Source organism: Alkalibacterium gilvum, from assembly GCF_900109085.1.
In the GTDB taxonomy this organism is placed as follows: domain Bacteria; phylum Bacillota; class Bacilli; order Lactobacillales; family Carnobacteriaceae_A; genus Alkalibacterium; species Alkalibacterium gilvum.
This window is the reverse complement of the sequence record NZ_FNYW01000024.1, coordinates 1-21,830: the sequence shown is the minus strand read 5'-3', so window position 1 is coordinate 21,830 and position 21,830 is coordinate 1. Positions and strand designations below refer to the sequence as shown.

Here is a 21,830-nt window from a genome sequence, read left to right as displayed (position 1 = left end):
TAGGCTTATTTTTTTAAGTCCATAGGGGGCCTGCGTCGTGCAAATTCGACAAAGCGAAACTTATCTAAACGGTGGCGTGATTCAGTATATTGAAACAAGGTTGTGTCCTCCAAATGCACTTCACTGCGTGTCACGACGACATGCGAATCACTATGTAGAGACATTAATTCACGATCTTCTTTTGTTGCGGGCTCCACAATAAACTCTTTTCTAGCATAACTAATTGTTAGACCTAACTTATTTTCAATATAATCATACAAAGATTCAACAGCTTCATTATCTGGTAATTCAGGAATAACGGAGGCTAGTAGGTAATCTTTATCTAAAATAACCGTCTCCCCATCAACTTTTCTCCCTCTAATAACAGCATGAACTTTAGTGTCCGGAGAAATTTTAAGGAAGGATGCGATATTTTCCGGTAGTGTTTCAATTTGATTCTTTATGAGTATCGTTTCACTATTAATATTTTGAGCTTCTTCTAATTCTTTGTAACTAGTCAAACCAGAGATTGGAAAATCAAATCGTTTAATGTCTAAAACAATCGAACCTTTGCCCTGCTTTTTTTGAATGTAACCGCTATCTAGAAGTAAGGTTAGCGCTTTTCTAATTGTTTCACGCGAAACATTATAAGTTTTTGACAGCTTATTTTCACTGGGAAGTAGCTCTCCAGCTTTATACGTTTGGTTTAAAATGTCTGATTCAATATCTAAAAATATTTGTTTAAACCTACTCAATGGGTTCCAGCCCCTTTATATATAAAAGTTTGTTAATCTATATTCTATAAGAAATAAAACGTTGTCTCAAGTTATAATGCGTTTCAGTAGTAAGAGATAAATAGGTATAGCGAAAGGGTGTAGCCTAATTGTGAAATCATAGTCACATATTGCTTATATTAAATAAGTAAAAAAGTTGACAAATCAATTAATTACTTATATTATTTAACTTGTCGAAACAAATAAAATAATTTTTTACATTTAATAAAGGTAAAGTAGTGAAAGTGCTTTTCCGCCCCAAGGGAGTCGTTTGTGCTAAATTGGAGTGGACCAGGCACTTTTTTTGTGAAAAAAATTAAAAAAGGCAAGCATTCAGAACTAAAATATTGAGTGCTTTCCTTATTATATAGGAGGAACGCTAGATGGCTATAGAATTTGATACAATTGCCGCAATTTCAACGCCACCAGGTGAAGGTGGGATTGGCATTGTACGCATTAGTGGTGATGAAGCACTGGAAATTGCTGACCGCGTTTATAAGGCAGGGAAAAAACAGTTAGCTGAACAGAAAACACATACAATTCACTATGGTCATGTAGTGAATCCTAAAACAAAGACTCAAATTGATGAAGTCATGGTGACGATCATGCGTGCACCAAAGACCTACACACGAGAAGATGTTGTAGAGATCAACACACATGGCGGAATCGTTTCAGTTAATAAAGTACTTGAAACAGTTCTTCATAATGGTGCTCGCTTAGCAGAACCGGGAGAATTTACAAAACGTGCATTTTTAAATGGTCGAATCGATTTATCTCAAGCTGAAGCTGTTATGGATGTTATACGGGCTAAAACGGATAAGGCAATGCATATGGCCGTAACACAACTTGATGGGAATCTGAGCCGACTGATCACAAATCTGCGCCAGGAGGTTCTAGACACGCTGGCTCAAGTAGAAGTGAATATCGATTATCCTGAATATGATGATGTGGAAGAAATGACATCTAAGTTATTGGTTGAAAAAGCTAAAGATGTAAAGGGACAAGTTGAAGCATTACTTGAAACAGCAGGGCAAGGAAAAATTTTACGCGAAGGATTGGCTACAGCTATTATTGGACGTCCAAATGTTGGTAAATCCAGTTTGCTGAACGTACTTCTTAAAGAAGAAAAAGCCATCGTTACAGAAGTTGCTGGGACAACACGCGATGTGATCGAAGAGTATGTGAGCGTCAAAGGAGTACCTTTGCGATTGATCGATACAGCTGGTATTCGAGAAACAGAAGATATTGTTGAACGTATTGGTGTTGAACGTAGTCGTAAAGCATTAACTGATGCTGATCTTGTACTTTTAGTATTTAACCAGAGCGAAGCGTTGACAGAAGAAGATAGAAAACTGCTTGAAGCAACTGAGGGACACAACCGTATTATCATATTAAATAAGATGGACCTGGAAAATAAACTGGACCTTGAAGAACTGCATACAATCATTGAATCTGATAATATTGTTCAAACATCAATTATCACAGAAGCAGGCTTAACTGAGCTTGAAGGGAAAATAGCAGAATTATTCTTTGCCGGTAACACAGGTGAAAAGGACGCAACCTATGTATCTAATATAAGGCATATTGCCTTACTCAACGAAACAATCGATGCATTCAATGACGTAATCGAAGGAATTGAAATGGGCATGCCCGTTGACCTGGTACAAATCGATATGACAAGAGCGTGGGATCTCTTAGGCGAAATAACAGGAGATAGCGTCCAAGACGAACTCATCACCCAACTCTTCAGCCAATTCTGCCTCGGGAAATAGAAAAGCGAATCAAGCCTGGGTTGACTCCAGCGAAAAATAGGAAATTACGCCCTGAATGAGCATCTTGCGCAATGGGCTAATTTATCTTTTTTCGTTCGGAGTCAGGCTTGAATCGCTAGACAATAGAAAAGTTTTTTCAACCTGTTATGACTCCGCTGAAAAATAGGAAATTATATCCTAATGAGCATACTGCGCAATGGATTAATTTATCTTTTTTCAGGAGGAGTCAAGGTTGAAAAACTAGACAATAGAAAAGCGAATCAAGCCTGGGTTGACTCCACTGAAAAATAGGAAATTATATCCTAATTGCTAGGAAACTGATTGCTTCAGCAATCTAGTTGAGTGTAGGCGTCAGCCCGCATACTGCGCAATTGCTGAAAGACTTCCTGCTTTAGCAGGTTAGTCGTACAGTATGCGTTAGCTGGTAATTAATTTATCTTTTTTCGTTTGGAGCCAGGGGGTGAATCGCTAGACAATAGAAAAGCGAGATACCCCCGTTTTGGCTCCTGCGAAAAATAGGAAATTACGGCTTGGACTCTTAAAAGATAATGAAACAGACCGATATTAATTAATATAAAAATTTTAAACTTAAAAGTAACATAATGAGAAAGGAATAAATCTATGCAAACATATGAAGCAGGTTATTATGATGTAATTGTTGTTGGAGCAGGACATGCTGGATCAGAAGCAGCATTATCCTCTGCACGAATGGGTGCTGAAACACTCCTCATGACAATCAATTTAGACATGATTGCACATATGCCGTGTAATCCCTCCCTTGGCGGCCCGGCCAAAGGTATCGTTGTAAGAGAAATCGATGCTCTAGGTGGAGAAATGGGACGTAACATTGATAAAACATACATTCAAATGCGTATGTTGAACACTGCAAAAGGACCAGCTGTAAGAGCGTTACGTGCGCAAGCAGATAAGTATATGTACTCCAATGAAATGAAAAGAACGATTGAAAAAACAAAACATTTAGATCTAAAACAAGGAATAGTAGAAGAAATTATTGTGGAAGACGATCATATTAAAGGAGTTATTACAAACACGGGAGCTATTTATAGATCTAAAGCTGTTATATTAACTGCTGGAACATCTTCCAGGGGTGAAATTATTATTGGGGAACTGAAATATTCTTCTGGGCCAAACAACACACAGCCAAGTATAAAATTGTCTGAAAGTTTGCTGGAACATGGTTTTGAATTGGACCGCTTTAAAACTGGAACGCCTCCACGCATTCACAAAGATTCGATTGACTATTCCGTGACAGAAGAACAGCCCGGTGATAGTGAACCGCATCATTTTAGTTTTGAATCATTGGATGAGGACTACCTTGAAGAACAAATATCATGTTGGCTGACCTATACTAGTAATATTTCGCATGATATTATACGTGAAAACTTACACCGTGCACCTATGTTTACCGGAATCGTTGATGGCGTTGGCGCACGTTATTGCCCATCCATCGAAGATAAGGTTGTTCGTTTTAGCGACAAACCAAGACACCAACTGTTTCTTGAACCAGAGGGTGCGAATACAGATGAGATTTATGTTCAAGGACTTTCATCTTCATTACCTGAAGATGTACAACTATCTGTCCTACGCTCGATAGATGGGCTCGAAAATGCGCAAATGATGCGTACAGGATATGCCATCGAATATGATGTTGTGAAGCCTTATCAACTGCGCCCATCACTTGAAACAAAACGTATTAATGGCCTATTTACTGCGGGACAGATGAATGGGACATCTGGATATGAAGAAGCCGGTGGCCAAGGGCTAGTTGCTGGAATCAATGCGGCACGCTTAGTAAATGGCGAAGAGCCGATTGTTTTGAAACGTAATGAAGCCTACATCGGAGTAATGATCGACGACTTGGTAACGAAAGGCACGAATGAACCTTATCGCTTACTCACCTCCCGTGCGGAATATCGTTTGTTATTGCGCCATGATAATGCCGATTTCCGCTTAACTGAAAAAGGTTATAACTTAGGACTTGTATCAAAAGAACGCTTTGAAACGTTCCAGACTAAAAAAGACCTCGTGGAAAAAGAACTGGAACGTTTAAAAACGATTCGTTTGAAGCCAAGTGATGTTAAAGCGTATTTGGATTCGAAAAATGAACCGCCATTGAAGGATGGTATTTTAGTTTATGATTTCTTGAGACGTCCGTACGTTAAATATGAAGATATTATACCTTTTGCACCTTTGGAAAATGAACTACCAAAAGATGTGAAAGAACAAGTTGAAATTCATATTCAGTATGAAGGTTATATCAGTAAAGCAATACGTAAAGCTGAAAAAATCAAACGTATGGAAAACAAACGTATTCCAGAAGGGATCGATTATTTAGCGATTAATGGTATCGCAACAGAAGCGAGAGAAAAACTAGCAAAAATCCAACCTGAGACAATAGCTCAGGCTAGTCGTATCAGTGGTGTTAATCCGTCAGATGTTTCAATTTTAATGGTTTACGTCGAACAAGGCGATGTGAAGAAAGTTAGTAGTACGAACTAAATATAAAAAATAAGAGACTGGAATCCAGTCTCTTATTTTTTATGAAAAACCAGTATAGTCGTTAATTTTCATGAAGTTTGGTAAACTAAACTAAAATTAAGCTATGTGAGGAAGAAATGTATGGAGCAGCTAAGAACTATAATTGAAGGAATTCAAAACAACAAAATTAGCTTTTGGATAGGGGCCTTTATAGGTCTTGCAATTATTTTAATAGTAAGAGCCGGCTTACATGCCGTATTGAATAAAGTTATCAAACAAAAGCGTACGCAGTTATTTCTTGAAACGATTGTAAACTGGATAACCTTATTCATATTAGTCATTTATTTCTTTATGTATTTTTCGAAGACGTCATTTATTTATCAAACACTTTTTGTATTTAGTAATACCAAAATCACAATTTTTCTTATATTAGCCGTTCTCTTTGCTATTATTTTAGCGGTGAAATTTTCAAAGGCGATTCGAGAATATATTCTCCCTTCTGTCTATGATAAATATGGACTAGATAGAGGACTACAGGCAACTATGAATACCTTTTTCCATTACACTATTGTCACCTTGGCGGTATTAATTTCTTTATCTTCGATAGGGTTTAATTTAACAAGTCTGACAGTGTTTGCGAGTGTTCTTGGAGTAGGGATTGGTTTTGGATTACAGAATGTCATGTCCAACTTCATTTCGGGCCTAATCATTCTTTTTGAACGACCGATAAGAGTGGGTGATCGTATTATTATTGACGATACGATTGCTGATGTTGAACAAATAAAGATACGAGCAACCATCGTTCGAACACGTGTAAATGAGCGTATGATTATTCCTAATTCATATTTTCTTGAACAGAAATTTGTTAACAGATCTTATACGGATAAGCGTCTGAGGATTCCTGTTAAGATTGGAGTAGCTTACGGAAGTGATATTGAACTTGTTAAGCGTTTATTATATGAAGCAGTGGATGAATTGAGAGAAGAGACGTGGCCGGATGTTCTAGATCAGCCTGCTCCTCGTGTTTTCTTTGAGGATTTTGGAGAATCTTCTTTGGATTTCACAGTCTGGTTTTGGATAGATTCACAGATTGATGAAAGAGAATTTCTCATCCCAAGTGATTTAAGATTTAAAATATTCAAGAAATTTTCTGATAATAACATTAACATTCCATTTCCTCAGCGTGATATTCATGTCATTTCAGAAAATAAATAAAATAAAAAGTGCTGACATTGATTTAATGTCAGCACTTTTTCCTTTATTTAAAGGAAGTATTGTCCAGTGTGTTATGGGTGTTTAGTTCAATAATTTTTCCTGATTCCAAATAAATAATCCATTCGCAAACATTTGTGACATAATCCCCTATCCGTTCCAGGTTACCTGCAACTAAAATATAATTCGTTGCACCAAGTACTAGTTCAGAATCTTTTTTCATTTCTTCTAGTGTTTGCTTGTGTATTTCGAAAGCCATTTGGTCTATTTCATTATCCTTTAAGGCAATTTTTTTGGCTTCTTTTAAATCTGTTTCAATAAAGGCAGTCAAGGAACGTTCAACCAGTTTTTTTACACTTTCAGCCATAATAGCTAAATTGTTTTCGATAGCGAGATCTTTTTTATTCCCCTTGACTCGAATAGTAGCTTTGGCAATAGCGACGGCATGGTCTCCCATGCGTTCTAAATCTGCACAAGCTTTCATAATGGTAATAATGCGGCGTAAATCACTCGTGACGGGCTGCTGCAAGGCGATGAGTTCAATCGATTTTGACTCAATCATAACTTGTTGCTCGTTTATATAAGGGTCATTAGTGATAACTTTTTCGGCAGTTTTTTTATCGTGTGTAGTAAAACTTTTAACTGACAGATAAATAGCTTCGGATACCATTAAGCCCATTTGATAAAATTGGTCGTGTAAATCATTCAATTCTTCTTCGAATGCTCTTCTCATTGAGATAGTCCCCTCTTAGATTTAATTATTTTATTATTTGATGAAGGATTATTCGTAAATCTGTTAACCAAATTTACCTGAAATATAATCGTCAGTTCGCTTGTCTTTTGGATTAGAGTACATCCTTTCTGTTGCATCGAATTCGATAACTTCACCATTTAAAAAGAAGGCTGTTTTATCGGAAATCCGTGCGGCTTGTTGCATGTTGTGTGTGACAATAATAATACTGTAGTTCTTTCTTAGCTCATGGATGAGGTCTTCTATTTTAGCTGTCGATAAGGGATCCAAAGCTGAGGTCGGTTCATCCATGAGTATCACATCAGGCTCGACAGCCAGTGCTCTGGCAATACAGACACGCTGCTGCTGACCTCCGGATAATCCAAAAGCATTTTCGTCCAGGCGATCTTTGACTTCTTCCCAAAGTGCAGCCCCTCTCAGGCTTCTTTCAACCACTTCATCCAGTGTTTTCTTATCTTTTATCCCGTGAATACGCGGGCCATAAGCAATATTGTCATAAATAGATTTTGGGAAGGGATTCGGCTTCTGAAATACCATCCCAACTTCAGTACGTAAAGACTCGACTTTAGCTTTTTTTATATCCAGTTTTTTATAGTGGATCGATCCTTCCGTTTTGACAGAAGGGACGAGCTCTACCATCCGGTTCAATGTTTTAATGAATGTCGACTTCCCGCATCCTGAGGGACCAATGATCGCGATGACCTCTTTTTCGGGTATGTCAATCGAAATATTTTTTAATGCTTTTGTATCTCCATACCACAAATTTAAATCCTTGATGGAGTAGACTAACGACTTATTTTCTGAATTATTCATAATTTTCCCCCTATATCAATAGCGTTTCGAATAGTTATTGCGGATAATAATTGCCAGCGTATTCATCACAATCAAAATAACTAGAAGGACGATACTACCTGCAGCTGCAACAGCTTGGAATTCGGCCTGGGGTCTGCTTGCCCAGCTGAAAATTTGGATAGGTAGAACAGTAAAACCATCCAGAACGGAAGCTGGAGTGTAGGCGATAAAAGTCATCGCACCAATCATAAGCAGAGAGGCAGTTTCTCCTACTCCACGAGACAAGGAAAGAATAGCTCCAGTTAAAATACCGGGTGTAGCAGCTGGTAGGACGACTGTTCGAATAATCTGCCATTTCGTAGCTCCCATAGCATAAGCTGCATCATACTGCTCCTGTGGTATCGCTCGGATGGCTTCCTTTGATGCGACTACGATGACAGGAAGTATGAGTAGAGACATGGTGAACCCTCCTGCTAGGATACTTCTTCCCATCTCTAGAAGCCGTACAAAGACAGTTAGACCAAGAAGTCCAAATACGACAGAGGGAACTCCGGCTAAGTTGGCCAGATTCAGCTCGATGAAGCGAGTAAATTTGTTTCTTGGTGCATATTCTTCTAGATAGATAGATGTGCTTACACCTAATATGAGTGAAACGGGTATCGTAATGGACATAATCCAAATGGTTCCAAGAATAGCAGCTCTGATACCAGCATCCTCTGGTCTTCTGGAAGCGAAATTGCTAAGAAAACCAAAGTCCAGATAAGCGATTCCCTGAGTGAAGATACGGATCAATAAAGCAGCAAGAACAATAATCCCAAAGAGAGTACCTAAAAAGAATACACCTTTAGCCAATTTATTTTTAATAATCCTTCTATCAATCTGTTTTTCATCTGGTGTTACACTATTATTTTTCATTAGTAAACCTCCCTATATTTACGGGAAATATGATTGGCTAATATGTTCATGATAAGGGTAAAGAGAAATAGCGTCATACCTACTGCATAGATACTGTAATAAATTGTTGATCCGAATGTTGCATCGCCCATGCTAACTTGCACGATATAAGACGTCATCGTTTGAATCGATTCTGTTGGTGTGAACCCCAAATTCGGCGTGGAACCAGCTGCGGTAGATACAATCATTGTTTCGCCAATCGCGCGGGACAAGCCGAGTACGAGGGATGAGACGATGCCACTAAATGATCCGGGAATGACGATTTTGAGAGCAACTTCAAGTCGCGTCGCTCCAAGAGCATAGGCACCGTCACGCACGGATTGAGGAACCGCGTTCATTGCTTCCTGGGACAGAGATGTAATCTGTGGAATGATCATAATTCCTACTACAATCCCTGGACTCAGGGCGTTAAAAATAGGTAGATCAGTGACGAACGTTTGCATCAGAGGGGTTACGAATGTTAAGGCAAACAACCCGTAAACAACAGTAGGCACACCGGCGAGAACTTCAAGAATAGGTTTTAGTATTCTACGACTCCTATCACTGGCATATTCACTTAAATAAATAGCTGAAGCAAGGCCGATTGGGACTGCGACTAGCATAGCGATGATTGCGATTGTAAACGTCCCGGAAAGCAAAGGCCAGATACCATAACTAGGGTTATTTTCAAAAAAAGGATACCATTCAGTTCCCGTAATGAAATCGAACAAAGAAATGTGAGTAAAAAACATAATTGTTTCTCTCAGCAGGGTATAAATGATTCCTAAGGTAACTAGAATGGAAAGGGAAGCCATGAGAAAAAATAAGAGTGGCATGGCTTTCTCAATCGTATTCTGATAGGACTGTTTCGCTTTATTTTTTTTAATCCTTTCGCGGATAGTTATCTTCATGAATTGATGCTCCTTAAACATCGGTCAGTGTCTATCGAGAAAAAAGTGATAGGTATTGACCGATATGATAATCACTTTAATAGGCTATATAAGTATTTTTAAGTTAGTCAAAAGTCTACTTTAAGCTTTCCAGGGTTGCTAGACTTTCTTCATAAATAGCCTCTTCCATAGCGACATAGCCAACTTCCTGAGCCATTTCGCCAGCCATTTTCAGTGAATACTTTGCAAATTCATAAGCTGCATTGTTTTCTACTATAGATTCGTGTTTTACATAGATGAATAATGGTCTGGATAAAGGTTCATAATTTCCGTTTTGCACTGTTTCACTACTCGGTTCTATAACGTCACCTTCGCTGTTTTCGATTGGAACGATTTTAACTGTATCCATGTTTTCAGCATAGTATGCATAACCAAAGTAAGCTAAACCGTTTGGGGAGCCTTTTACACCTTGAACCAAAATATTGTCGTCTTCAGAAAGTGATGCCTCTCTTTCAATTTGGTCTCCGTTTAGTATGACTTCATCAAAATAGTCGTAGGTTCCTGAATCAATTCCGGGACTGAACAGTTCAATTTCTTCATCAGGCCAGCCGTCTCTGACGTCTGCCCATGTATCAGCATCGCCTTCTTCTGCCCAAATCGCGTAAAGTTCGTCAAGGGTAAGATAATCGACCCAGTCATTCTCTGAGTTGACGACAACCGAAAGACCATCAAGAGCGATTTTAAATTCCGTATAATCGATACCTTCTTCTTCAAGTAGTGCTATCTCCTCTTCTTTGATAGGTCGAGAGGCATTGGAAATATCAGTCTCTCCGGCAATAAATTTCTCGAACCCACCACCAGAACCGGATACACCGATGGTTGCTCGCGCTTTTGGATTCTCAATAGAAAACTCTTCGGCAATACCCTCCATGATTGGAAAGACAGTGGAAGATCCGTCGACTTGGACTGAACCGGTAATGCTTTCAGATGTTTCTTCATTTGCTCCTGCGCTGTTTTTGTCTTCTGATTTGTTACCGCAAGCTGCTAGTAAAAGTACCGCACTCAATGATGTACCCATTTTTACAACCTTAGTCATTTTCATAATTAATCCCTCTTTTTAAGTAGTTAGACACTTTTTGTCTACAAAGTTAGAGTAACGTGTGGGTGTTAATTCAACGCAAATATAATGTAAAGATTGTGTAAATACGGATTTCAATGATATTTTATTTATAGAAATCCTGTTATGATAGGTATATAAAAGGCGTTAGATGAAAAACATTAAATGATTAATATAGCAATATTAAGTATAGAATATTAGCTTTATATAGACGTAAGACTGAAGTCACAGGAGAGATAAAATGAAGAAAATTTTAATAATAGAAGATGAACTATCGATTGTTAAGCTACTTCAATACAATATGGAAAAGGAAAATTACAAGGTTGATGTGGCGATGGATGGAGAAGAGGGACTAGCATTGGCTTTGAAAAATCAATACGCTATGATTCTACTTGATTTGATGCTGCCTTCAAAAGATGGGATGGATATATGTCGGGCTATTCGAGGAGAAAAAATCGATACACCAATTATCATGTTGACAGCCAAAGACTCTGAAATCGACAAAATTGTGGGTTTGGAAATTGGAGCAGATGATTATATAACTAAACCCTTCAGTCCACGGGAGGTTATTGCACGGATTAAAGCGATCTTGAGACGGGTAGATAAGCAGAATAAGCAGACGCTCGACATGGATCAAAGGCAAAAAACGATCATATTGGATCATATTACGATTTATCCAGAAAAATTCGAAGTCTATGTAAAGGAAGAAAAATTAGCTTTCACACCAAAAGAGTTTAAATTACTTGTTTATCTTGCTGAAAACAAGAATCGTATACTAAGCCGCGAACAGTTACTTCTAGCAGTGTGGGATTATGATTTTAGTGGAGAAACGCGCATTGTAGACGTGCACATCAGTCATTTAAGGGAAAAAATTGAAGTAAATCCAAAACAACCGCGGTATATAAAAACGGCTCGGGGATTTGGCTATAAATTAGAGGTACCGCAATGAAAAAAATACAGTCCCGAATGATTTTATTTTTTACACTTATTCTATTAACTTTCTTTGTTGTATTTATCTCAATGATTTCTTCTGGAATTAAAGAACAATCAATAGAACAACAGGAGGAAGCGCTGAATACACAGCTCTTGGTACTAGGAAGTCAATTAAATGATATAGAAGAGTCGATGGAGAAAAATGGCCCACTCATTAGTCGACTGGAATCAGCTTCGCGCGTTATGAAGGAACGGATAACACTCATTGATTTGAATGGTGATGTGATCTATGATTCACGCGTTCAGGCAGATCAACTTGAAAAACACCTAGATAGACCAGAAATTATACAAGTTACAGAGGGGCAGAAAATAGGTACATATCACCGTAAAAGTGAAAGTACGAATGAAATGCTTTATTATAGTGCAACGCGTATAGAAACAACAGAAAGTGGGTTTAATGGTTACCTTCGTCTTTCTCGAAATGCTGAAGAAGTGATCGGAGTAACGGATGAGCTTATGACTACATTACTATTATTTTTAATTGCAGCTATACTCATTTCTTATTTATTTATTCGTTATTGGGCTAAAAAAATCACACGTCCCATTGATAAGATTAGGAATATAGCTAATGTTCTTTCATATCAAGATTATTCTGTGAGGTACCATAAAGGATCATATAAAGAAATAGATGAATTAGGCTCTTCTATCAACGAACTGGCTATCAATTTAAATAATCAGATGAGTGAAATAAAAGAAAATGAACTCAAACTAAAAGAATTGATCAACAATCTGATTATTGGAGTGATGCTTGTTGAGAAGGATAAACGAATTAATATGGTAAATCCTGCCATGAATGAGCTCCTGGGGGAGGACTTGAATAGTAAGCAAGGTAAATCTTTTTTTGAGAGTCTACACAGTTCTGAATTGATTGCTACCATAGAAAAAGCATATAATACAGAGCGCATTCAGAATAGGGAAATTCAAATGTACTATCCAGAAGAGAAAACGATGGATGTACATGTGGTACCTATTTTTAATGATTCATTAGAGACATTGAACTTCATCGTTCTCCTTTATGACATCACTGAAATAAGAAGACTTGAAAAAGTCCGAACTGACTTTGTAGCAAATGTTTCTCATGAGCTTCGTACACCTATTACGGCATTGAAAGGTTTTAGTGAAACACTTCTTGATGGCGCATTAGATGATAATGACGTACTCGTTGAATTTCTAGAGATTATTAATAAAGAAGCGGGCCGGCTTGACGTTATGGTCAATGATATCTTGCAGCTATCTAAACTCGAGCAAAGACAGGATAATGGTGCAAAAGATATAATCAACGTAAATGAAACAATCGAGGATGTTCTTAAAGTACTAAGTCAAAAAATCAGTTTAAAAGATATTCATGTTAATATAGTTGGTCAAAAGGGTATAGAAATTGAAATAAATCCAGATCATTTAAAACAAATTATAATTAATTTAGTCAGTAATGCAGTAGCTTATACACCTGAAAAGGGAAAAGTGACAATAGAAATAGGTATTACGGATAATAATTTGAAACTTTCTGTGGTTGATAATGGTATGGGGATCCCTGAAAATCAGCTGAACAGAATATTCGAACGCTTTTATAGAGTTGATAAAAGCAGAAGTCGGAATATTGGGGGAACTGGTTTAGGTTTATCTATTGTGAAGTGGTTAGTTGAAAATAATGAGGGGCATATCGAAGTTAAAAGTGAAGTAAATCAATGGACTGACTTTACAGTCTGGCTACCAATATCTATTACAGATAATAACAATGAGGAAAATTAGAGTTATCATTAAAAAATGATTATAAAAAATATTAAACTAAAAGAATAAATTTCATAGTAATAAGCTTATACAATAAGAAAATTTCATAAAAATATAGAAAATAGCAAGTCACTCATGTATAATGATTTAATATAACTGATATTATAATTATAATATAATGAGAGGAATAGGCGGATGAAAATAGGGGAGAAAATCAGAAAAAGAAGAAAAGAGTTGAAAATGACTCAAGCTGATCTTTCTGAAGGAATTTGTACGCAGGCCATGGTCAGTCGTATTGAGAAGAAAAAAGTGAAACCGAGCCGGGAACTTATGGAAAAATTAGCTGAACGTCTTGCCGTTTCACTGCATTATTTTTATGGAGAAGATTCTGTTGAAAGTCGCTATTCAAAAACATCACAACTGTCTAGACTTATTAGACAGCATCTGGAGCGTCGAGAGTATGAGTCGGTATCCTACCTTATAAGCTCAAATGAAGAATTGATCAGTCAAGCAATTGGACAAGACCGAATGTTTTTTGAATGGATAAATGGCTTATTATATGCTTATCGTGATGGGGAGAGCGACAAAGCATTAAGACATCTATTGAGGTTGGAAGAGATGACGAAAAATGGTGAACTTCGTATTGAAATTATTGATAGTATTGGGAATCAGTATTTGAGGCAAGACAATTATGAATTAGCTGAAAAATATTATCAAAAAGGGTTTAGTATATTTTCAGAGTGGATGAATTATGAAAAAAAAGCAAAATTACTCTTGAATTATTCCGTATGTCTAGCTAAGCAAAATAAATATAATGAATGCATTAATAAAGTATTTCAAGGTTTAAGTTTAGTTATTTCAGAAAATACATTATTTCTCCTAGGAGATTTTCTGTATTATAAAGGATACTGTCTGGAAAAATTAGGCCAGAAAAAAGATGGTCTAAGATCATATAAAAAAGCCCGGACAATATTTGATATTCAGAAGAATGAAAATTATGCTGTCTCAATACAACTGATAATCGACCGTTTGGAGAAAGAACTTGCAGAAAATGACTGATCCATACAAAAAACACATTCATCTTTTCTGATTTTTTTGAATCAGATAAAGAGAATGTGTTTTTTAGAGGAAATTTTTAATTAACTTTCTAGCGTTTTAGAAGCGACTTCCAGGACACGTGCAACCTGATGCTTGACGGCATCTTCAACATCTTCCTGCATGTTTCCATTTTGATCGACAGTAACTGAAGTACCATAAGGATTACCGCCGGCACCGAACAATACAGGGTCTGTGTAACCAGGCGTCACGATAATTGTTCCCCAATGCATCATGGAAGTATATAGGGATAAGAGTGTGGCTTCTTGTCCGCCATGAGGGTTTTGAGCTGAGGTCATTGCACTGACTACTTTATTGACAGTTTTCCCGTTTGCCCATAAGCCACCCTGGATATCAAGAAACTGTTTTAACTGACTTGGCATCGTACCGAAACGAGAAGGTGCACTGAAAAGCAAAGCATCTGCCCATAGAATATCATCAGAAGATGCTTCTTCTACATGCTGTGTTTCATCGTAGTGCTTTTTCCAGGCAGGATTCTGTTCGATAGCAAACTCTGGAGCGAGCTCTTTCGCTTTGCGCAGACGGACTTCTGCTCCGCTTTGTTCTGCTTTTTCCTTAGCCCAAAGAGCCATTTGGTAGTTTGTACCCGTTGAACTGTAGTAGATAATAGATAATTTAACATTTGCCATAAAAATCTTCTCCTTTTTCGTTTGATATATCTCTAATTCGTAATACTTACAATATAATAGTAACTGAATACAGATAATGTGTCAAGTATTAACAATTTTAAAAAATCCCAGACCGTTTTGAGTCTGGGAAATTCCTGATTTATTCGTGTGTCGTTGACTGTGAGGTTTCAGCTTGCGAGCTGTTTGGGGTGGAGTCATCAACGTTTTTGCGTATTTTTTCAGAAGCGTCCTCAACTTCGACAGCTACATCGACATAGGCATCTTCTGCTGTTTCTTTCACATCATCTTTAAGCGTACGTGCTTCATTTTTTATTTCTTCTGATGCACGATGCAGCTGTTCACGGAGTTCTTTTGCTGTTTTACTTAAGGTAAGTTTAATATTTTCTGTAGCTTCTCCTGCGGTCTGGGACATTTCACCAGATCTCACTTTAGCTTTATCTGCGTAGTTACTTGCGGATTTTTTTGAATCGTCCATTTTTCTTCGTAGGTCTGCCCGTGTTTCCTTACCACTTTTTGGTGCAAATAATAATCCTAAAGCTGCACCAGTCAAAACACCTTTAATAAATGACATAATATTTCCTCCTTAGTTAATAAATAACCAACTCTTTCTACATAGTATAAACGAAATGAGATTTTTTTTAAATTAAGACCACTTATAAACTAGAGAATATACAACTGTGTAGAATCGTTATAATATTTGACTTAGTGTATTCATGTTATACTTTAAACAAATGAAAAACTCAGGAATTATTTAAGGAGGATCATTTATGCTCTTTGAAAACCGTATAGATGCAGGAAGACAATTGGCTGAAGAAGTTGATGTAAAAAATCCTGAAAAGTCTGTCATTGTTGCCCTTCCACGTGGTGGTGTACCTTTGGGAATCGAACTGGCAAAGAAACGCAACATCCCCTTTGACGTTATTCTTTCAAAAAAAATCGGTCATCCGTCGCATTCTGAATATGCAGTGGGTGCCTTATCTGAACATGGTGATCCGATATTAGATGAAACAACTCAAGAGTTATTGGATCAGGAATGGCTGGACACGGAGCTTAAACGTATTCGTAACGAGATTGCGCGTCGTCAGCGGATGTATTCGAAAGAAATAACTAAAAAACCGCTTAAAGGAAAGACAGTCATTATCGTCGATGACGGAATTGCAACGGGAATGACGATGAAGGCTGCGATCGAAGCGGCGAAAGCCCAGGAAGCCAGAAAAATAATCGTTGCTGTACCGGTGATACCAAAAGATACGTACAAGGAACTTGAATCTCTGGTGGATGACATCGCAGCTGTTCTGATCCCGGAAACCTTCAAAGGTGCTGTCGGAGCTTATTACGCCGATTTTAAACAGCTGGAAGATGAAGAGGTCATGGAAATGCTGCACACGTACGAAAATACAGATGCATAAAAGAGAGCAGAAAAAAAATATTACAGGAGGCACATAAAGTGAAAGCTATTGTTATTGAAACATTTGGTGGCGTAGACCAGCTGGTTATGAAAGACATAGAGAAGCCTGAACTGAAACCCGATCGCATGCTGGTTGAGATGCATGCAACGAGTGTCAATCCAATAGATATCAAACGAAGAAAAGGGGATTATGGCGGAAAACTTCCGATTATCCTTGGAGGGGATGTGTCTGGCAAAGTCATTGAAGTCGGTGAGGCGGTCACGGATTTCAAAGTAGGTGATCGTGTCATGGCTAATGGCTCCAAAACCTATGCCGAGATTGTTTCTGTCAGGCCGGACAAAGCGGTGATATTGGACGAGTCGATCTCTTATGAAGAAGCAGCGGCAGTGCCTTTAACTGGACAAACCGCTTATGAAGCACTTGTCAGACGAGGAAAAGTCCAAAAAGATTCACGCGTACTGATTCATGCTGGATCAGGAGGCGTCGGATCGCTGGCTATTCAAATTGCCAAGAACAAGGGTGCGTGGGTTGCCGCAACCGCAAGCACAAGCAATCAAGAATTATTAAAGGCACTTGGCGCTGATCGTGCGATCAATTATGAGAAGGAAGCCTTTGATGAAGTTCTGGAAGATATCGATTTTGTCCTGGATACTATAGGCGGCTCAGTATTAGAGAAAAGTCTTTATTTAATAAAAAATAAAGGAAAATTATTGTCTATTGCCGGTGACCCGGGTGACTATGTCGATACAGAAATCTACGATGCAGGATACTTTTCTATGAAGCCAACAAAAGATGCGCTCGACCAGTTGCATGACTGGCTCGTTGAAAGAAAACTGAAACCTGTGATCTCTGACGTGATACCTTTTAAAGAAGAATCTGTAAAAGAGGCACATAACCAAAGTGAAGCAGGGCATGTCCGAGGAAAATTAATTATCAAGATGAAAGATTAAAGCATTTCTTAATTCTTTTTTAAAGAAGCTCAGGTATACTGAAAAAAGGACGAATAAACAAAGCTCTAAATAGGAGGATAAGCTGTTGAACATTGGAATAGACAAAATAGGATTTTACACACCTGAACAATACGTAGACATGGAAAAACTGGCTGAAGTGAGAGGTGTCGAACCAGCTAAATATACTATCGGTATTGGCCAGGAAAGAATGGCCGTTGCATCGCTTCATGAAGATGCAGTCAGTATGGCTGTTAATGCTGCTCTGTCGATCTTGGATGATGAAGACAGAAAAGCGATCGACCTCGTATTATTTGGCACAGAGTCCGGCGTTGATCACTCAAAATCTGCTGCTGTATGGGTGCATCATTTGACCGGTATCCAGAAAAACGCGCGTTCTTTTGAATTGAAACAAGCGTGCTACAGTGCAACAGGTGGAATCAAAATGGCTTTAGGACATATCGCTTTGAATCCAGAGAGCAAAGCACTGGTTATCGGTTCTGACATTGCCAAATATGGATTAAATACATCTGGCGAGCCGACTCAGGGAGCTGGAGCTGTAGCCATGGTCATTTCAAGCGATCCTCGCATTTTAGTACTGGATAATGACAGTGCAGCTTTAACCAAGGATATATCAGATTTCTGGAGACCCCTTTATTCTGATTACGCCTTCGTCGACGGAAAATTTTCGAATGAGTCTTACCTTTCATTCCTTGAAGATGTCTGGGAGAACTATAAGGAAAAAACGGATAGAGACTTAAAAGATTTCGAGGCGGTCTGTTTTCACTTGCCGTATACGAAAATGGCAAAAAAAGCAATCCTCAGACTAACTAAAGACGCAAAAGAAGAGACCGAACGATTGATGACTCACTATGAAAACAGCATCGTCTACAACAAACAAGTAGGCAATATTTATACAGGATCCTTGTATTTAAGTCTGCTGTCTTTACTTGAACAGTCTTCGAAACTGACTGAGGGCTCCCGTATTGGACTATTCAGTTACGGTTCAGGAGCTGTGGGTGAATTCTTCAGCGGCACGGTACAGCCAAGATATGAAGACTTTTTAAATAAAGAAATGCACGAGGCAACGCTCGAAAACCGGCGTGAATTACCTATCGAAGAATACGAAGAACTTCTACAAAAGTCATTACCTAAAGATGGCTCCGATTTTGAAGCAAAGAGTGACCAGTTGTCAGAAGGAAGAGCCTATCTGGTGGCTATAAAAGAGAATATTAGAAAGTACGAAATAAAATAGGTAGTCAAATGATAAAGTAAAACTGTGTTTGGAAAAAAGTTTAAATAATAAAAAGAAGCTGTTAGTTAAGACCCGCTGACCAGAGTGATTTGGAAAAGGGATGTCTTCAACTAACAGCTTTTTTAATAAAACAAGAAAAATAATACAGGGAGAACGATTGCCGGCACAAAATTCATCACTTTTATTTTAGTCACTTCAAGAATATTAAGACCTAGTGCTAAAATAAGAAGTGAACCCACCGCATTGATGTCGTTGATCATTGAGTCCGTTAGAATCGTATCGAGTCCACTTGCGAATAGTGTGATCGCACCTTGATAAAGAAAAACGAGAACCCCTGAAAACAAGACACCGATACCCATGCTGGATGCAAGAATCAGACTAGTTAAGCCATCCATCACTGATTTTGTCAGTAGAATCGTATGCGTTCCTGAAAGACCACTTTCAAGAGGACCGACGATCGACATTGCACCTACCGCCATGATCAGACTTCCTACAACAAAGCCTTTTGACAAAGAGTCGGAATCGTTTTTGCCGGGGAAACGTTTTTCCAGTTTATCACCTATCTGATTGATTTTTTTATCCAGTTTGATTAGTTCGCCCAGAGTTACGCCTATTACCATAGAAAGAATAATGACGATCGTGTTTTCTCCGGAAGAGAGGCCGGTAATGCCGATGTATATTGCAGAGAGAGCCAAAGCCTTCATCAGTGCTTTTTCGATATGTAAAGGAATGCCTTTATTCACAAATAAACCGATGATACTTCCTGTAAAAATAGCCAATGTATTTATAAACACTCCAAAAAACATCATGTGCGCCCCTTTAAATTTCTGATTATCTACATTCTTATATTATAAATGGGAAGTGCGAACGATACAAATGAAATTAAAAGAACATTTTTAGTGGATGAAACTGACCGCCAGTCAGTTTCAACAACATGATATAAACAAATATCAAAAGGGAAGACGTTGCGTGCCCTTTTACAAGAAAGTAAGCGAACAAAGGTCACACAAAGAGGAAAAGCGTGCCCTTTTCGAGGAAAGCAAGAGAATAAAGGTCACACCAAAAGGGAATGCGTGCCCTTTTGGAGGAAAGTAAGCGAACGAAGGGCACACAAAGTAGAAATGCGTGCCCTTTAGCAAATGAAAAGTAGGCAAAGGGAAGTTAACATGCTCTTGAATCTTCTTTAACATAAGGTTTAGCTATCAAGAGATTAGTCTTGTATAAATCAAAAAAACAGTAAGAGACCTGCGATTGACTTCCTCGGTAAGTTTAAGTAAGCTTGTCTTTAGAAATTTTAAAAATGGAAAGTAGAGATACAAGATGCAGCGAAGTGTAAAGTTGTTTTTGAAATGTGTTAGTCTGAATATGCTGGGTATGCTTGGGATATCTTTTTATATCCTGGCAGATACATTTTTCATCGCCCAGGCTTTAGGACCAAATGGTATTGCCTCTTTGAATTTAAGTATTCCTATATTTGGGATCATGCATGGATTCGGTTTAATGCTTGGACTTGGAGGCGCAACAAGATACAAAATATTATTGTCTCAGAATAAACAAAAGCAGGCAATTAAAGTTTATAGCCAAACGCTTTTATTTGCTCTTGCATTCGGCGTGATGTTCTTTATAGTAGGACAATTCGGATCTGGAGCTATCGCCAATATTTCTGGAGCCAACCCGGAAACTTTTGAGCCAACGAGTATTTACTTAAGAACAGTCTTAACATTAGCCCCATTTTTTATTTTAAATAATACTCTACTGTCATTTGTTAGAAACGATGGAGACCCCACACTTGCTATGTTTGGTATGATCACGGGAAGCTTACTCAATGTTCTGCTGGACTATATATTTATTTTTCCTCTTGAAATGGGGATGTTTGGAGCAGCCCTTGCAACAAGTCTTTCGCCTGTAATAAGTTTGGGTGTTTTAATGATTCATTATTTCAAACCTTTGAACAACCTCTCTTTTGTTTTTCAGAAAATAGAAAAACGTCTGGTTCGAGATATCATGTTTTTAGGTTCTTCCGCCTTTGTAAATGAAATATCCGGTTCTGTGGTTATGTTTACATTCAATACGATCATATTTTCTCTGGAAGGAAATGATGGTTTAGCTGCCTACGGTATTATTGCCAATGTTTCTTTCGTGGTATTATCACTTTTTGCAGGTATAGCTCAAGGAACCCAACCACTATTCAGTGAAAGTTACGGATTAAAAAATCTTAGTCAAATCAAACAGGTTCTTGTCTTATCATTAGGAACCTCATTAATTTTAAGTACAGTTATTTATTTAAGTACCTATTTATACAGTGATCAGCTGATTGCGATATTCAATAGTGAACAGAATCCTCACATTGCTGAAATGGCTACAACCGGACTGCTTGTATATTTTGCAGGCTTCTTCTTTGCGGGGATAAATATCGTTTCTACTAGTTACTTTGGAGCAACGAATCAACCTAAACGCTCTTTGCTGTTTTCTATGCTCAGAGGCGGGATCATCATTGTACCTTTAGTTATAGTGCTCAGCCATTTTTATGAAATGAAAGGGGTCTGGCTCTCATTCGTTTTTGCAGAAATGTCAGTAATGTTGCTGATTGCCTGGAAAATGAATCCTGAAAAGAGAATAAGAAAGAGAAAGCGACCTGGATAGATTTTAAGTAGTCAATTGTAATAAATTATTCTCCTAGTTGTGTCGATTTTAATAATTCTTGAATTGTAAAATTAAGCTAGACGATTAAAAAAACCATTTGTGGTACACTCATTCCAAATTAACAACCACGAAAATTAGGAGAGTGACCACAAATGGCTTACACCCATCTTACCATGGAAGAACTCGGTTGGATAGAAACTTATCTTACTATTGGCTTATCTGTAGAAAACATTGCAGATAAGTTGGGACGTTCCAAACAACCCATCTATAATGTCAAACATTACCTTGAAACAGGCAAGACGGTATTGGATTACTACCGGCGCTATAAAGAAAACAAGACGCACTGTGGTGCGAAAAAAATCGAATTGCCTGATGATCAAGTTGAATACATT

The 21,830-nt window shown here is 37.9% G+C and carries 19 protein-coding genes and 1 pseudogene; 11 read left to right on the top strand and 9 right to left on the bottom strand.

Annotation, left to right across the window (positions count from 1 at the left end; translation table 11 throughout):
- Positions 1-5 precede the first annotated feature (5 nt).
- Positions 6-734 carry a trehalose operon repressor gene (treR, locus tag BMX83_RS06905; RefSeq protein WP_091635185.1) on the bottom strand — a complete coding sequence of 243 codons (729 nt, stop codon included), beginning with the start codon at positions 732-734 and terminating at the stop codon, positions 6-8.
- A 401-nt stretch (positions 735-1,135) separates the two neighbouring features.
- Here treR and mnmE point away from each other — a divergent pair, with 401 nt between their 5' ends.
- The 3 genes from mnmE to BMX83_RS06890 all read left to right on the top strand — a co-directional run bounded on the left by mnmE (position 1,136) and on the right by BMX83_RS06890 (position 6,238).
- Entirely contained in the window at positions 1,136-2,524 is a 1,389-nt protein-coding gene (gene mnmE, locus BMX83_RS06900; RefSeq protein WP_091635182.1) for a tRNA uridine-5-carboxymethylaminomethyl(34) synthesis GTPase MnmE, read from the top strand.
- Positions 2,525-3,145: 621 nt separating this feature from the next.
- Entirely contained in the window at positions 3,146-5,044 is a 1,899-nt protein-coding gene (gene mnmG, locus BMX83_RS06895; protein ID WP_091635179.1) for a tRNA uridine-5-carboxymethylaminomethyl(34) synthesis enzyme MnmG, read from the top strand.
- Positions 5,045-5,164: 120 nt separating this feature from the next.
- Positions 5,165-6,238: a mechanosensitive ion channel family protein gene (locus tag BMX83_RS06890; protein ID WP_091635176.1), complete on the top strand. Its 1,074-nt coding sequence runs from the start codon at positions 5,165-5,167 to the stop codon at positions 6,236-6,238.
- 43 nt (positions 6,239-6,281) lie between these two features.
- Here the strand turns inward: BMX83_RS06890 and phoU are convergent, their stop codons facing one another.
- From phoU to BMX83_RS06865, 5 genes are all read right to left on the bottom strand, one after another.
- Complete coding sequence (phoU, locus tag BMX83_RS06885; RefSeq protein WP_091635174.1) at positions 6,282-6,968, bottom strand: phosphate signaling complex protein PhoU; 687 nt, start codon at positions 6,966-6,968, stop codon at positions 6,282-6,284.
- 63 nt (positions 6,969-7,031) lie between these two features.
- The gene (pstB, locus tag BMX83_RS06880; protein WP_091635171.1) at positions 7,032-7,799 is read right to left on the bottom strand and encodes a phosphate ABC transporter ATP-binding protein PstB; all 768 of its coding nucleotides are present in this window, start codon (positions 7,797-7,799) and stop codon (positions 7,032-7,034) included.
- Positions 7,800-7,814: 15 nt separating this feature from the next.
- On the bottom strand, positions 7,815-8,693 hold the full coding sequence (gene pstA, locus BMX83_RS06875) for a phosphate ABC transporter permease PstA (RefSeq protein ID WP_091635168.1): 879 nt from the start codon (positions 8,691-8,693) through the stop codon (positions 7,815-7,817).
- Positions 8,693-9,622 (bottom strand): phosphate ABC transporter permease subunit PstC, encoded by a 930-nt coding sequence (gene pstC, locus BMX83_RS06870; RefSeq protein ID WP_091635165.1) that lies wholly within the window; start codon positions 9,620-9,622, stop codon positions 8,693-8,695. The genes pstA and pstC overlap by 1 nt, the downstream gene beginning before the upstream one ends.
- A 115-nt stretch (positions 9,623-9,737) precedes the next feature.
- Complete coding sequence (locus BMX83_RS06865; RefSeq protein ID WP_091635162.1) at positions 9,738-10,703, bottom strand: PstS family phosphate ABC transporter substrate-binding protein; 966 nt, start codon at positions 10,701-10,703, stop codon at positions 9,738-9,740.
- A gap of 256 nt (positions 10,704-10,959) precedes the next feature.
- On the opposite strand from BMX83_RS06865, the gene BMX83_RS06860 reads away from it, so the two are divergent.
- The 3 genes from BMX83_RS06860 (at position 10,960) to BMX83_RS06850 (ending at position 14,498) form a co-directional block, all read left to right on the top strand.
- Entirely contained in the window at positions 10,960-11,667 is a 708-nt protein-coding gene (locus BMX83_RS06860) for a response regulator transcription factor (protein WP_091635159.1), read from the top strand.
- Complete coding sequence (gene pnpS, locus BMX83_RS06855; RefSeq protein ID WP_091635156.1) at positions 11,664-13,460, top strand: two-component system histidine kinase PnpS; 1,797 nt, start codon at positions 11,664-11,666, stop codon at positions 13,458-13,460. Before BMX83_RS06860 ends, pnpS begins: the two co-directional genes overlap by 4 nt.
- 174 nt (positions 13,461-13,634) lie before the next feature.
- Positions 13,635-14,498: a helix-turn-helix domain-containing protein gene (locus tag BMX83_RS06850; protein WP_091635153.1), complete on the top strand. Its 864-nt coding sequence runs from the start codon at positions 13,635-13,637 to the stop codon at positions 14,496-14,498.
- 80 nt (positions 14,499-14,578) lie between these two features.
- On the opposite strand, the gene wrbA is transcribed toward BMX83_RS06850, so the two are convergent.
- Together wrbA and BMX83_RS06840 are read right to left on the bottom strand one after the other, a co-directional pair.
- On the bottom strand, positions 14,579-15,184 hold the full coding sequence (gene wrbA, locus BMX83_RS06845; RefSeq protein WP_091635150.1) for an NAD(P)H:quinone oxidoreductase type IV: 606 nt from the start codon (positions 15,182-15,184) through the stop codon (positions 14,579-14,581).
- A 139-nt stretch (positions 15,185-15,323) separates the two neighbouring features.
- Positions 15,324-15,755 (bottom strand): YtxH domain-containing protein, encoded by a 432-nt coding sequence (locus BMX83_RS06840; protein ID WP_091635147.1) that lies wholly within the window; start codon positions 15,753-15,755, stop codon positions 15,324-15,326.
- A 196-nt stretch (positions 15,756-15,951) separates the two neighbouring features.
- On the opposite strand from BMX83_RS06840, the gene BMX83_RS06835 reads away from it, so the two are divergent.
- From BMX83_RS06835 to BMX83_RS06825, 3 genes are all read left to right on the top strand, one after another.
- Positions 15,952-16,593, top strand: coding sequence for a phosphoribosyltransferase (locus BMX83_RS06835; RefSeq protein WP_091635145.1), 642 nt, complete (start codon positions 15,952-15,954; stop codon positions 16,591-16,593).
- 38 nt (positions 16,594-16,631) lie between these two features.
- Positions 16,632-17,543, top strand: coding sequence for an NADP-dependent oxidoreductase (locus tag BMX83_RS06830; protein ID WP_091635142.1), 912 nt, complete (start codon positions 16,632-16,634; stop codon positions 17,541-17,543).
- Between the two features lie 85 nt (positions 17,544-17,628).
- Positions 17,629-18,795 (top strand): hydroxymethylglutaryl-CoA synthase, encoded by a 1,167-nt coding sequence (locus BMX83_RS06825; RefSeq protein WP_091635139.1) that lies wholly within the window; start codon positions 17,629-17,631, stop codon positions 18,793-18,795.
- Between the two features lie 122 nt (positions 18,796-18,917).
- Here the strand turns inward: BMX83_RS06825 and BMX83_RS06820 are convergent, their stop codons facing one another.
- Positions 18,918-19,604 carry a DUF554 domain-containing protein gene (locus BMX83_RS06820; RefSeq protein ID WP_091635137.1) on the bottom strand — a complete coding sequence of 229 codons (687 nt, stop codon included), beginning with the start codon at positions 19,602-19,604 and terminating at the stop codon, positions 18,918-18,920.
- 511 nt (positions 19,605-20,115) lie between these two features.
- On the opposite strand from BMX83_RS06820, the gene BMX83_RS06815 reads away from it, so the two are divergent.
- Together BMX83_RS06815 and BMX83_RS06810 are read left to right on the top strand one after the other, a co-directional pair.
- Positions 20,116-21,438, top strand: coding sequence for an MATE family efflux transporter (locus tag BMX83_RS06815; protein ID WP_091635134.1), 1,323 nt, complete (start codon positions 20,116-20,118; stop codon positions 21,436-21,438).
- A 152-nt stretch (positions 21,439-21,590) separates the two neighbouring features.
- A pseudogene (locus tag BMX83_RS06810) lies at positions 21,591-21,830 on the top strand (IS30 family transposase); the annotation flags it as partial.

What these genes read in the sequence shown, in the direction of transcription:
- BMX83_RS06820 (WP_091635137.1), bottom strand. Translation starts at nt 19,604, where the DNA reads ATGATGTTTTTTGGAGTGTTTATAAATACATTGGCTATTTTTACAGGA.
- BMX83_RS06865 (WP_091635162.1), bottom strand. Translation starts at nt 10,703, where the DNA reads ATGAAAATGACTAAGGTTGTAAAAATGGGTACATCATTGAGTGCGGTA.
- wrbA (WP_091635150.1), bottom strand. Translation starts at nt 15,184, where the DNA reads ATGGCAAATGTTAAATTATCTATTATCTACTACAGTTCAACGGGTACA.
- mnmG (WP_091635179.1), top strand. Translation starts at nt 3,146, where the DNA reads ATGCAAACATATGAAGCAGGTTATTATGATGTAATTGTTGTTGGAGCA.
- phoU (WP_091635174.1), bottom strand. Translation starts at nt 6,968, where the DNA reads ATGAGAAGAGCATTCGAAGAAGAATTGAATGATTTACACGACCAATTT.
- BMX83_RS06815 (WP_091635134.1), top strand. Translation starts at nt 20,116, where the DNA reads ATGCAGCGAAGTGTAAAGTTGTTTTTGAAATGTGTTAGTCTGAATATG.
- BMX83_RS06860 (WP_091635159.1), top strand. Translation starts at nt 10,960, where the DNA reads ATGAAGAAAATTTTAATAATAGAAGATGAACTATCGATTGTTAAGCTA.
- BMX83_RS06835 (WP_091635145.1), top strand. Translation starts at nt 15,952, where the DNA reads ATGCTCTTTGAAAACCGTATAGATGCAGGAAGACAATTGGCTGAAGAA.
- mnmE (WP_091635182.1), top strand. Translation starts at nt 1,136, where the DNA reads ATGGCTATAGAATTTGATACAATTGCCGCAATTTCAACGCCACCAGGT.
- pstB (WP_091635171.1), bottom strand. Translation starts at nt 7,799, where the DNA reads ATGAATAATTCAGAAAATAAGTCGTTAGTCTACTCCATCAAGGATTTA.
- pnpS (WP_091635156.1), top strand. Translation starts at nt 11,664, where the DNA reads ATGAAAAAAATACAGTCCCGAATGATTTTATTTTTTACACTTATTCTA.
- pstA (WP_091635168.1), bottom strand. Translation starts at nt 8,693, where the DNA reads ATGAAAAATAATAGTGTAACACCAGATGAAAAACAGATTGATAGAAGG.
- BMX83_RS06850 (WP_091635153.1), top strand. Translation starts at nt 13,635, where the DNA reads ATGAAAATAGGGGAGAAAATCAGAAAAAGAAGAAAAGAGTTGAAAATG.
- pstC (WP_091635165.1), bottom strand. Translation starts at nt 9,622, where the DNA reads ATGAAGATAACTATCCGCGAAAGGATTAAAAAAAATAAAGCGAAACAG.
- BMX83_RS06890 (WP_091635176.1), top strand. Translation starts at nt 5,165, where the DNA reads ATGGAGCAGCTAAGAACTATAATTGAAGGAATTCAAAACAACAAAATT.
- BMX83_RS06840 (WP_091635147.1), bottom strand. Translation starts at nt 15,755, where the DNA reads ATGTCATTTATTAAAGGTGTTTTGACTGGTGCAGCTTTAGGATTATTA.